This window comes from Fontimonas sp. FW305-C-3 (assembly GCF_058783185.1).
The window spans coordinates 861,891-873,995 of record NZ_JBYSYK010000001.1 but is presented as its reverse complement, the minus strand read 5'-3'; the positions used below and the strand labels follow the sequence as shown (position 1 = coordinate 873,995).

Here is a 12,105-nt window from a genome sequence, read left to right as displayed (position 1 = left end):
TCGCATGAACGCTGTTCTGAAACCGACGACGACCGATTACAAGGTCCGTGATATCTCGCTGGCCGAGTTCGGCCGCAAGCGCATCCGCATGGCCGAAGAAGAAATGCCCGGCCTGATGAGCATCCGCGCCAAGTACGCGCCGCTGCAGCCGCTCAAGGGCGTGCGCCTGACCGGCTCGCTGCACATGACCAAGGAAACCGCCGTGCTGCTCGAGACGCTCGGCGCGCTGGGCGCCTCGGTGCGTTGGGCCTCGTGCAACATCTTCTCGACCTCCGACGATGCCGCGGCCGCAGTCGCCGCCGCCGGCACGCCGGTGTTCGCCTGGAAGGGCGAGACGCTCGAGGAGTACTGGGATCTGGCGCTGGACAGCGTCACCCACACCCTGCCGGATGGCACGCTGACCGGCCCCGAGCTGGTCGTCGACGACGGCGGCGACGTCACGCTGCTGATCCACAAGGGTTACGAGCTGGAACTCGGTTCGGACTGGGTCAACACGCCGTCCGACAACCACGAAGTCAAGGTCATCAAGGATCTGCTCAAGCGCGTCGCCAAGGAGCGTCCGGGCTTCTGGACCCGCGTGGTCAAGGACTGGCGCGGCGTCTCGGAGGAGACGACCACGGGCGTGCATCGCCTGTACCAGATGATGGAAGCCGGCAAGCTGCTGGTGCCCGCCATCAACGTCAACGACTCGGTCACCAAGTCCAAGTTTGACAACCTCTACGGCTGCCGCGAATCGCTGGCCGACGGTATCAAGCGCGCCACCGATCTGATGATCGCCGGCAAGGTTGCTGTGGTCTGCGGCTACGGCGACGTCGGCAAGGGCTCGGCGCACTCGCTGCGCGGCCTCGGCGCCCGTGTGATCGTCACGGAAATCGACCCCATCAACGCGCTGCAGGCGGCGATGGAAGGCTTCCAGGTCGACACCGTCGAAGACACGCTCGGCCTCGCCGACATCTACGTCACGACGACCGGCAACAAGGACATCATCACCCTCGAGCACATGAAGGCGATGAAGCACAACGCGCTGGTCTGCAACATCGGCCACTTCGACAACGAGATCCAGATGGATCGTCTGAACAGCGCCGAAGGCGTCGTCAAGATGAACATCAAGCCGCAGGTCGACCACTACACCTTCGCCAACGGCAAGAGCATCTACATCCTCGCCGAAGGCCGCCTGGTGAACCTCGGTTGCGCCAACGGCCATCCGGCGTTCGTGATGAGCAACTCGTTCTCGAACCAGACGCTCGCGCAGATCGACCTGTGGAAGAACAAGGACAAATACGAGAAGACGGTCTACCGTCTGCCGAAGAAGCTCGACGAAGAAGTGGCTGCGCTGCATCTGGCGCAGATCGGCGTGAAGCTGACCAAGCTGACCGCCGACCAGGCCGCATACCTCGGCGTGCCGGTCGAAGGCCCGTACAAGCCGGACCACTACCGCTACTAAGCGGCATGTAGCTGTGCTATCAGGGCGGCGGGAGCATCGGTTCCCGCCGCCTTTTTTGAAGGACCGCGATGAAAATCCATCACCTCAACTGCGGCTCGATGTGCCCGCATGGCCGACGCCTGATGCAGGGTGAAGGCGGCTGGCTCGAATCCGCACGGATCGTCTGCCATTGCTGGCTGATCGAAGGCCGCAACGGGCTCACGCTGGTCGATACCGGCCTCGGCACCGCGCAGGTTGCGGGCATGGTGCATGGCCATCTCAAGGCACTGATGCGCCCGACGCTGAGCTACGCGGAAACCGCGCTGGCACAGATCGAGGCGTTGGGTTTCGCTGCTGCCGACGTGCGCAACATCGTGCTGACGCATCTGGATTTCGATCACGCCGGCGCGCTCGCCGACTTTGCGCAGGCCACGGTGCATGTGCACGCTCCCGAACTCGCCGCGGCGCAGTCACCCGAGACCCTGATCGAGAAGCAGCGTTACGAAGCTCGCCTGTGGGCGCATGGGCCGAAATGGCAAACCCACACGACCGCCGGCGAACGCTGGAACGGCTTCGATGCGGTGCGCGCGCTGGGCGACGGCGACGATGAAATCCTGCTCGTGCCGCTCAAGGGTCACACGCGCGGACATACCGGCGTGGCCGCGAAGGATGGCGACGGCTGGCGCCTGCACTGCGGCGACGCCTACTTCTTTCACACCGAAGTCGAGGCCGAGCCACACTGCCCGCCCGGCCTCAATGTGTTTCAAACGCTGCTCGCCGTCGACAATACGGCGCGCAAGAACAATCAGGCCCGCCTCGTCGCGCTCAACGCGCAGGGCGGGATCACGCTCAACAGTGCGCACTGCCCGCACGAACTCGCCCGCGCCACGGGCCGGACTTCATGAACGCTCAGACCGTCACGTTTTCCTTCGAACTGTTTCCGCCGCGCACTCCCGCTGGCGTCGAAAAGCTGCCCGCCATCGTTGCCCAGCTGGCGGCGGCACAGCCGTCGTTCTTCTCGGTGACTTACGGCGCCGGCGGCTCGGACCAGGACGGCACCTATGAAACCGTCTCGATGACGGCGCGCACCACCGGCATCGAAGCCGCGCCGCACCTGACCTGCATCGGCTCGACGCGGGCGAAGATCGCCGAGCTGCTGCAGCGCTACCGCGACGCCGGCGTGCGCCGCATCGTCACGCTGCGCGGCGATCTGCCGGCGACGGCGATCAGCACCGGCGCGCCGGGCGAGCTGCGCTACGCGAACGAGCTGGTGTCGTTCATCCGCGAAACGCATGGCGATCATTTCAAGATCGAGGTCGCGGCGTATCCGGAAACCCATCCGCAGGCTGCCAATCCCGACGCCGATTTCGAGGCCTTCAAGCGCAAGGTCGAGGCCGGTGCGCACGGCGCCGTGACGCAGTACTTCTACAACGCCGACAGCTATTTCGATTTCGTCGAGCGCTGCACGAAAACCGGCATCAGCGTGCCGATCGTCGCCGGCATCATGCCGATCACCAATCACGCCCAGCTGACGCGCTTCTCGGCAGCCTGCGGCGCGGAGATTCCGCGCTGGATCCGTCTGCGCCTCGAGCAGTACCAGGACGACAAGCAGGCGCTGCAGGATTTCGGCGTCGACGTCGTGTCGCGCCTGTGCCGCACGCTGCTCGACGGCGGTGCGCCCGGCCTGCACTTCTACACGCTGAACCAGGCCGAGCCGACGCTGCGTCTGTGGAAGAACCTGTCGCTGCCGCTGCAGCTCGGCGGAAACTGAGGTGATCCTCGTCGCGCTCGCCTGCTTTGCCGGCGCGGCCTTCGCGCTCTTCTGGCTGGAGGAGCGCCTGCATCATCTGACGTACAGCGATATCGCGCAGGTCTGGGTCGAGTCTTTCCTGCTGCCGCTGTGCCGGGTCTTCGCGCTGATGCTGTTGATGCTGCTCGCCTACCCGAGCCTGTTCGGTCGCACCGATCTGCCGCCGCTGCAGGAGATCGTGTTTGGTGTCGATGGACGCTTCGATCATCTGATCAATGTCCTGTTCATCGCCGGCCTGCTGCTGCCGGCGATCCCCGGCGCGCGCAAGCTCGCCGGCCTCGTGCTGCCGCTGCAGGGCATGGCCGGCGTGGCCATGCTGTTCTCCTGGCTCGCCCAGACCCTGCAAGTGCACGCTCGGCTGCTGCCAAGCACCGGGCAATGGATGACGCTGGCCGTGCTGAGCACCATTGCGATGCTCGCGTCGTGGCTGCTGACACGCGCGGTCGAAGACCCGACCCGCCGGCAGGATCTCTACGACCTGCTGCTGCTCTGTTTCCAGGCGCCGACGCTGCTGGTCTACGGCAGAATGCTCGGCCAGCAGATCAATTGAGGGAGCTTGGCTTTTTACGATGCAGATGAGCCCCGCCACGCTGCTGCACCTGCTCGACTACGCCGGCGTCGCCGTGTTCGGCGTGTCGGGCGCACTGGCGGCCGGGCGCAAATCGCTGGATCTGCTCGGCGTCGTCGTCATTGGCATCGTCACCGCGACCGGCGGCGGCACGCTGCGCGATCTGCTGCTCGACCGCACGGTGTTCTGGATCACCGATCCGGGCTATCTGGTCACAATCATCGTCGCCTCGCTGCTGACGGTGATCTACACGCGCTACCGGCGGCCGCCCGACAAGGCGCTGCAGTTCGCCGACGCACTCGGGCTCGCGCTGTTCGCCATGGCCGGAGCGCAGATCGCTGAATCGAGCGGCGCGGGAAACCTGATCGCCGTTGTCATGGGCACGATCACCGGCGTCTTCGGCGGCGTGCTGCGCGACGTTCTTTGCGCAGAGATTCCGATGATCCTGCGCAAGGGCAACATCTACGCCACCGCCGCGATTGCCGGCTGCTCGGCCTACGTTGTGCTGCAGGATGCGGGCATCGCGCGCACCTGGGCGGCCGGCACCGGTATGCTGATCATCGTTACGCTGCGTCTCGCCGCCATCGTCTGGAATTTGTCCCTGCCCGTTTTTTCGTTGACCGAACCGCCCGACCGCCGATGAATCCGCAACCGCCGCGCCAGCCCCCCAGCCTTGAGCCGACATCGACGACGCCGCGCGCGCCCGATCTGTTCGCACCTCAACGCGAGCGCAAGCCGCAGTCCGAATCCTTCCTGGCACCGGAGCCGCCCAAACCGCCGAAGTCCGCGAAAGCAGCGAAGCCGCCGCGGCCGCCGCGCTCGTTCGCCAGCATCCTGCTGTGGATCATCGTCATCCCGCTGGCGCTGATCATCGTGCCGGTGCTGATCCTGCGCTGGGCCCCCGTGCCGACAACGGCATTCATGTTGCAAAGCCCGAGCAAGCCGGTGCATTACGACTGGGTGCCGGCCGAGCTCATTGCGCCCGCGATGCGCAAAGCCGTCGTCGCCGCCGAGGACCAGAAATTCTTCCAGCATCGCGGCTTCGATCTCGAAGCGATCGACAAGGCGCGCGAGCACAACCAGCGCAGCAGCAAGAAGCGCGGCGCATCGTCGATCAGCCAGCAGACTGCGAAGAACCTGTTCCTGTGGTCGGGCGGCGGCTATTTCCGCAAGGGCATCGAAGCCGGCATGACGGTCGTCATCGAGACGCTGTGGTCGAAGGATCGCATTCTCGAGGTCTATCTCAACGTCGCCGAATTCGGCCCCGGCGTGTACGGCGTCGAAGCCGCCGCGCAGCGTTTCTTCGGCAAGCCGGCGCTCTACCTGACGGCCGACCAGTGCGCGCGACTTGCCGCCGTGCTGCCGAGCCCGCGGCGCTGGAATGTCACCAATCCCGGCCCCTATGTCAGCAAGCGCGCCCAGTGGATCCTGCGTCAGATGGGCGCCGGCGGACGCCGCCCCGCGATCACCGAGGGCGATCCGTCGCTGCCGCCGGGCACCGAGATGCCGGCCGGCGATCCCGAGCCCGAGCTGCCGCCCGAACTGGATCCGGACTCCGACGATGTGTACATCGGCGACCCGCTGGACGAAGAACCGGCGGAGCCGACCGAAGCCGAACCGGAAATCTACAGCGGCAAGACGGTCGGCGATCGCATCAACACCAAGGGCGACGACGCTGATGTGCGCACGCGCGCGCTGAAGTCCAGCGACGAGTGGAGCGCCAAGCCGGTGCCGATCGATGAAAACACGCCGCTGCCGGGCAGCGCGCCGACAGAGCCTTCGCCGACGCCCTGAGCGAAGGCGCCAAGCGAATCTGGACAGCGCGTTCGCCGGTTGCGGCGGCTTCGCCGCGGCCTGGAGCTACCGATACATCGTCAGCGGCGCCTGCTCCAGGGTTGCAGGGGCATGGCGCGCGAAAGCGCAGACCCTCAAGGTGGACGGCGCAACGAGCAGCGCGCATCGACATGTTGCCGAGTTGCACCGGAATCTCGACCGGCATCGATCGCCGCCGTCTTGAGGGCCAAGCAGGCCTGCAAACGCATCAAAAGCCCCGAAAAGCCCTCCCTGCTCCATTGCGAGCGCAGAGGCTGCGCAAAAGCTGTGATTTTTTATAGGACAATGTTCGTTACCATTTTCGAGTTTCTACATTAAGTAAATCCTCTAAGCACTGCTTTAAAAAGAGAAAGACGAACTTGCACACAATCACTGTGGATAACTGTGTGCACAGCAGGCCCTCGAGGCCGGCAAAACCCAGCAACGACGCGGGTTTCAGCGTTTCTACGGTTTTGTGACCACTCTGATTTATCGTTTTAAATCAATGCATTATTCTCTGAGTACAAGCTTTCTTCGGAAAAACATTGCTGCAGCAAGGATTCCGCAGGTACACGCACCAGCGTTGTGCATAAGCGCTGGACCCGCATGATGCTTGCGCGCGAAAGTCAAGCACGCCCTAGCCGCAGAAATTCTCCAGGCCAACCTCGTGCCGCACGGTGCGCCGTACAATTCGCGCCATGATTTCCAGCCACGATTCGTCCGCTGTCCCCGGCAGCCGCCCCCAGGTTCTGTGCATTTCCGGACACGATCCCTCAGGGGGCGCCGGCATCCAGGCCGACATCGAAGCGGTGGCGGCGCAGGGCGCACATGCGCTGGGGGTCATCACGTCCCTGACGACGCAGAACACCCGCAACGTGTCGCGGGTCAAACCGATTGCGCCCAGCCTGCTGCAGGAACAGCTCGAAACCCTGCTCGAAGACTGTCCGATCCACGCGATCAAGCTCGGCCTGCTGGGTAGTGCCGAACAGGTCCGGCCGATCCGCTGGATCATCGAGCAGTGCCGCGTGCCGGTGGTCATCGACCCGGTGCTGCGCGCCGGCGGCGGCGCCTCGCTGGCCAGCGCGGAAACCACGGTCGCACTGCTCGATCACCTGCTCGCGCTCGCCACCGTCATCACACCCAACGCCGCCGAGGCGCGCGCGCTGGTACCCGCGGCGCGGACCCTCGACGAGGCCGGCCAGGGCCTGCTGGCGACCGGCTGCGCGCAGGTGCTGATCACCGGCGGCGACGAGCAGACTGCTGAGGTCGAGAACCGCTGGTACCGGGCGGACGCGCCGCCGCAGGTGTTTCGCTGGGCGCGTATTCCGATGGGCTTCCACGGCGCCGGCTGCACGCTGGCATCAACACTGGCCGCCCGGCTCGCGCTGGGCGAGCGCGATGAAACCGCGGTGCTCAATGCGCAGCGTTACGTGCAGGCGTCTCTGCAACGCGCGCTGCGCGTCGGCCAGGGCCGGGCGATTCCCGGGCGTATCGAGTCCCGCCCGATTGCATGAGCGGCAGCCTCCAAACCCCGCCGTTGCGCGGGCTGTACGCCATCACGCCGGAACATCTGGTCCGCGCCCCCGAACGCCTACTGCCCGCGGTGCGCGCTGCGCTGGGCGCCGGCATCGCGCTGCTGCAGTATCGCGACAAGTGGAATCCGCCGGCGCAACGCGAAGCGCAGGCGCGCGAGTTGCTGGCATTGTGTCGCGAGTTCGCCACACCGCTGATCATCAACGACGACAGCGCGCTCGCGGCGCGGGTCGGCGCCGCCGGCGTGCATCTGGGCCATAGCGACGGCGCCATCGACGCGGCACGCACGCTGCTGGGCCCGGCCGCGCTGATCGGCGCCACCTGCGGCAACTCCGTCGAACGCGCCCAGGGCGCCATCGACTCGGGCGCCAGCTATGTCGCCTTCGGACGTTTCTTTGTCTCCCGCAGCAAGCCGGATGCGCCGCCGGCCGATCTGCAGACCTTGCAGTCGGCGCGCAGAACGCTGGCCGTGCCGGTCTGCGCCATCGGCGGCGTCACGCCTGCCAACGCCGCGGAACTGATTGCCGCCGGTGCCGATCTGATCGCCGCGATCGGCGGCGTTTTCGGCCATGCCGGCGATACCGTGCATGACGTGGCAGCCGCGGTGCATGCGTATGGCCGCTGCTTCGAGTCGGCATAATGAGCGAACGCGGGCGCCGTGATCATTGTCTGAACCCTTGTCTCACTCCCGTCATCTTCCGCGCCCCATAAAGAACACCACGATGAGCCAGCGTTCCGAAGAGCTATTTGCGCGTGCGCAGCAGACCATTCCCGGCGGCGTAAATTCGCCGGTGCGCGCGTTTCGCGCAGTGGGCGGCACGCCGCGCTTCATCACCGGTGCGAACGGTGCCTGGCTGACCGACGCGGACGGCAAGCGCTACGTCGACTATGTCGGGTCCTGGGGACCGATGATCCTCGGCCACCAGCAGCAGGCGGTCACCGCGGCGCTGCGCGCGCAGCTGAAGATCGGCGTGTCCTACGGCGCGCCGACCGAGCTCGAGATCGAGATGGCGGAACTGCTGTGCGCGCGCGTGCCAGGCATGGACATGGTGCGCATGTGCAACAGCGGCACTGAAGCGACGATGTCGGCGTTGCGCCTCGCCCGCGGCCACACCGGTCGCGATTACATCCTGAAATTCGAAGGCTGCTACCACGGCCACGGCGACGCGCTGCTGGTCAAGGCCGGCTCGGGGCTGCTGACCTTCGGCGTGCCGACTTCGCCGGGCGTTCCCGCGGATCTCGCCAAGTACACGCTGACCGCGCAGTTCAACGACCTGGATTCCGCGCGCGCACTGTTCGATGCACACCGCGACCAGATCGCCGCGATCATCGTCGAGCCGGTCGCCGGCAACATGAACTGCGTACCGCCGAGCGCCGGTTTTCTTGAAGGCCTGCGCAGCCTCTGCGACGAGCACGGCAGCGTGCTGATTTTCGATGAAGTGATGACCGGCTTCCGCGTCGGCCCGCGCGGCGCGTCGGGTCTGTACGGCGTCACGCCGGATCTGACGACACTCGGCAAGATCATCGGCGGCGGTCTGCCGGTCGGGGCCTTCGGCGGCCGGCGCGCGATCATGAACAAGCTCGCACCGATCGGTCCGGTCTATCAGGCGGGCACCCTGTCCGGCAATCCGCTGGCCATGTCGGCCGGCATCGCGTTGCTGCGTCAGCTCGACAATCCCGCGCTCTACGCGGCACTGGAAAAGACCACCGCCGAATTGCTCGCCGGGCTGCGCACCGCAGCGGCGCAGGCCGGCGTCGGTTTCACGACGACGCAGGTCGGCAGCATGTTCGGCCTGTACTTCACCCGCGCGGACGCGCCGCAGTCCTTCGCCGAAGTGATGCGTTGCGACGCCGCGATCTTCGGCCGCTTCTTCCACGCGATGCTCGATCGCGGCGTCTACCTCGCGCCGTCGGCATTCGAAGCCGGCTTTGTCTCCGCCGCGCACGGCGCCGAGGAAATCCGCCTGACCTTTGCCGCCGCCAGCGAAGCCTTCGCCCTGATCGCATGATCGCTGCGCTGCAGGCCTGCCTGGACTGGATCACGCTGCATCCGCAGTGGTCGCTGCTGCTGCTGTTCGCGACCGCGCTACTCGATGCAATCTTCATCGTCGGCGCCTTCGTGCCGGCCGGCATCGTGCTGTTTGCCGGCGGTGCACTGGTCGCGCTGGGATCGATCGAACTGTGGCAGGCGGTCGTTGCCGCCGCAGCCGGTGCCGTCGGCGGCGACGGCCTGTCGTTCTGGCTGGGCCGGCGCTATGGCGAGCACCTGTTCGCCAACCGCGTGCTCAACCGCTATCCCGATCTGCTGACCAATGGCCGCAAGTTCTTCGCCCGCTATGGCGCGATGAGCGTCGCGATGGCGCGCTTCCTCGGGCCGATGCGCGCGATTGTGCCGGCGCTCGGCGGCGCCTCGGGCCTGGGCACTGTCGGCTTTCTGGTGGCCGACAGCATCGCGGCGACGCTGTGGGCTTTCGCTTTCATCCTGCCGGGCGTCGCATTCGGTGCGTCGCTGGGTCTGGCCTCCGAAGTCGCCGGCCGCCTCGCCTTGTTGCTGCTCGCACTGCTGGTCACCGTCGCCTGCATGATCTGGCTGACCGCCATCGTCAGCCGCGCCGTGCAGCACCGTGCCGAAGATTGGGTTGGCCAGATGCTCGACTGGAGCCGGCGCCATCGCCGCCTCGGCAAATTCGGCGCCGCGCTGGCCGACCCGGAGCAGCCGGAAACCCCGGTATTGGCCGGCCTCGCGCTGCTGTTGCTGGTCATCAGTGCGCTGTGGTTGTGGCTATGGGCCGGCGCGGCGTTGCACGAACATCCGTCCGCACTGGATGCCGCGATCTTCCAGTGGATGCGCGATCTCCATACGCCATGGGGCCTCGAACTCGCGCATCACCTGCTGCAGCTCGGCCACTGGACCGTCTACGGGCCGATGTCGCTGGTCATGCTGGTCTATCTGCTGTTCCTGCGCCGCACACGCGCCGCTGCGCACTGGGCGGCCGCGCTTGCCTTCGGCGCGCTGCTGTCGCTGGGTCTGTACCTGGTTCCGACGCTGCCGGCGCCCTACACCTTCTTCGGCACCACGCCGCCGCACGGCCACATCGGTCGCGACCTGGTGATTGCGACGGTGATCTACAGCTTCCTGCCGATGTTCCTGGCGCCCGATCGCAGGCCGCGTCTGCGCAGCGTGCTGCGCGCCGCCGCCGTGACCATCCTGACCGTGGTCCTGCTGGCGCGGCTTTATCTCGGCGTGCAATGGGCCAGCGTCTCGGTGTTCTCGATCATCGTCGGCCTGATCTGGTCCGCGCTGCTCGGCCTCGGCTATCGCCGGCATGGACAGGAGCTGTTACCGGGACGCCAGCTGATGCTGCCGCTGCTTGCGGTGTTCGTCCTGTCGTTGAGTCTCGCCTGGTCCGTGCCGGAACCCAGCCGTGCAAGCGCGGCTCCGCCGCGCGAAATCAGCACCGCGCAGTGGATGGACGGCGCCTGGCGCGACATGTCGCACAGCCGCATCGACATCGCCGGCCGCGACAAGCAGCCGCTGTCGGTGCAATGGGCCGGCTCGCTCGACGAAATCACCAGGAGCCTGCTCGATGCAGGCTGGATTGCGCCGCCGAGCCTCAACCCCCTTCATACGTTGCGCTGGCTGACCGGCACGACCAGCGTCGCCGAGCTGCCGGTGTTGCCGCAGGTGCATGCCGGCCGTCATCCGGCGCTGAGTCTCTACCATGTCAGCGACGAGAGTCACGCCGAGCTGCTGCGCCTGTGGCCGACGCGACTGCAACTTGATGACGGCCGCCGCGTATGGCTCGGCTCGATCAGCCGCGTCGAGGCGCGCACGGTATACCGGATGTTCCGTTATCCGATCGGCATTGCCCCGGTCGCCGATCCGCAGACGGCCCTGACCGCGATGCCCAATCTCCAGTGGAACCGGCGCGGCGAGGTCTGGCTGTTATCCTTCGCACCACGGCCGGTGCAACCGTAAAGCACCCAGACCTCATCTTCCCGGCCTCATACGTCCTGTAGCTCCATGTCCGACAGCGGAATGCTTGGCAAACTTCGTGCTCGCCTGAACAAGGGCGACTCCTGGCTGACGCGCGACATCGGCACGCTGTTCCGCGGCGATCAGCTCGGTCCCGATGCGCTGGAGGAGATCGAGACGCGCCTGCTGATGGCGGACGCTGGCGTCGAAGCGACCGCATGGCTGATGCAGCGCCTGCAGTCGGAGGTTGGCGCCGGCCGCGTGCGCAATGCGCAGCAGCTGCGCGCCGTGCTGAAGGCCGCGCTGCTGGAGTTGCTGGCACCGGTCTCCAAGCCGCTGAAGATTCCCGACTTCATCCGCCCCTACATTCTGTTCGTTGCCGGCGTGAACGGCGTCGGCAAGACGACGACGATCGGCAAGCTGGCGCTGCGCCTCAAGCGCGAGGGCAAGAGCGTGCTGCTCGCCGCCGGCGATACCTTCCGCGCCGCCGCGACCGAACAGCTGCGCACCTGGTCCGAACGCGCCGACGTGCCGATCCTGTCGCAGGGCGAAGGCGCGGATTCCGCCAGCGTGATCTTCGACGCCGTGCAGTCGGCGAAGGCGCGCGGCATCGACGTCGTCATCGCCGATACCGCCGGGCGCCTGCATACGCAGGCGCATCTGATGGACGAGCTGCGCAAGATCAAGCGTGTCGTCCAGAAGCATGATCCCTACGCACCGCATGAGGTGCTGCTCGTCGTCGATGCGACCACCGGCGGCAATGCGCTGGTGCAGGCCGTACAGTTCCACGAGGCCATCGGCCTGACCGGTATCGCGATCACCAAGTTGGACGGCACCGCCAAGGGCGGTATCCTGCTGGCTATCGCGCGGCGCATGGCGCTGCCGGTGCGCTTCATCGGCATCGGCGAAGCGGTCGAAGATCTGCAGGTCTTCGACGCCGAAGCATTTGCAGACGCACTCATCGGGGGATGACGTTCGTGACC

General features: G+C 66.4%; 10 protein-coding genes and 1 pseudogene. All 11 read left to right on the top strand.

Annotated features, from left to right (window positions below; genetic code table 11):
• Positions 1-4 precede the first annotated feature (4 nt).
• On the top strand, positions 5-1,444 hold the full coding sequence (gene ahcY / locus AC3WUF_RS04130) for an adenosylhomocysteinase (RefSeq protein ID WP_492422697.1): 1,440 nt from the start codon (positions 5-7) through the stop codon (positions 1,442-1,444).
• Positions 1,445-1,512: 68 nt separating this feature from the next.
• Positions 1,513-2,328 (top strand): MBL fold metallo-hydrolase, encoded by an 816-nt coding sequence (locus tag AC3WUF_RS04125; RefSeq protein ID WP_492422695.1) that lies wholly within the window; start codon positions 1,513-1,515, stop codon positions 2,326-2,328.
• Positions 2,325-3,194, top strand: a complete 870-nt coding sequence (gene metF / locus AC3WUF_RS04120; protein ID WP_492422693.1) for a methylenetetrahydrofolate reductase [NAD(P)H] — start codon at positions 2,325-2,327, stop codon at positions 3,192-3,194. The genes AC3WUF_RS04125 and metF overlap by 4 nt, the downstream gene beginning before the upstream one ends.
• 1 nt (position 3,195) lies before the next feature.
• A complete protein-coding gene (locus AC3WUF_RS04115; RefSeq protein ID WP_492422691.1) occupies positions 3,196-3,783 on the top strand; it encodes a hypothetical protein in 588 nt (195 codons plus the stop codon).
• A gap of 19 nt (positions 3,784-3,802) precedes the next feature.
• Positions 3,803-4,444 (top strand): trimeric intracellular cation channel family protein, encoded by a 642-nt coding sequence (locus AC3WUF_RS04110; RefSeq protein ID WP_492422689.1) that lies wholly within the window; start codon positions 3,803-3,805, stop codon positions 4,442-4,444.
• Positions 4,445-4,554: 110 nt separating this feature from the next.
• A pseudogene (gene mtgA / locus AC3WUF_RS04105) lies at positions 4,555-5,238 on the top strand (monofunctional biosynthetic peptidoglycan transglycosylase); the annotation flags it as partial.
• Positions 5,239-6,311: 1,073 nt separating this feature from the next.
• Positions 6,312-7,127 carry a bifunctional hydroxymethylpyrimidine kinase/phosphomethylpyrimidine kinase gene (thiD, locus tag AC3WUF_RS04100; protein ID WP_492422687.1) on the top strand — a complete coding sequence of 272 codons (816 nt, stop codon included), beginning with the start codon at positions 6,312-6,314 and terminating at the stop codon, positions 7,125-7,127.
• The gene (gene thiE / locus AC3WUF_RS04095; RefSeq protein WP_492422685.1) at positions 7,124-7,786 is read left to right on the top strand and encodes a thiamine phosphate synthase; all 663 of its coding nucleotides are present in this window, start codon (positions 7,124-7,126) and stop codon (positions 7,784-7,786) included. Before thiD ends, thiE begins: the two co-directional genes overlap by 4 nt.
• A gap of 82 nt (positions 7,787-7,868) precedes the next feature.
• Complete coding sequence (gene hemL, locus AC3WUF_RS04090; protein ID WP_492422683.1) at positions 7,869-9,155, top strand: glutamate-1-semialdehyde 2,1-aminomutase; 1,287 nt, start codon at positions 7,869-7,871, stop codon at positions 9,153-9,155.
• Positions 9,152-11,125 (top strand): LssY C-terminal domain-containing protein, encoded by a 1,974-nt coding sequence (locus AC3WUF_RS04085; protein WP_492422681.1) that lies wholly within the window; start codon positions 9,152-9,154, stop codon positions 11,123-11,125. The genes hemL and AC3WUF_RS04085 overlap by 4 nt, the downstream gene beginning before the upstream one ends.
• A 60-nt stretch (positions 11,126-11,185) precedes the next feature.
• A complete protein-coding gene (gene ftsY / locus AC3WUF_RS04080) occupies positions 11,186-12,094 on the top strand; it encodes a signal recognition particle-docking protein FtsY (RefSeq protein WP_492422679.1) in 909 nt (302 codons plus the stop codon).
• The last annotated feature ends 11 nt before the right edge of the window (positions 12,095-12,105 follow it).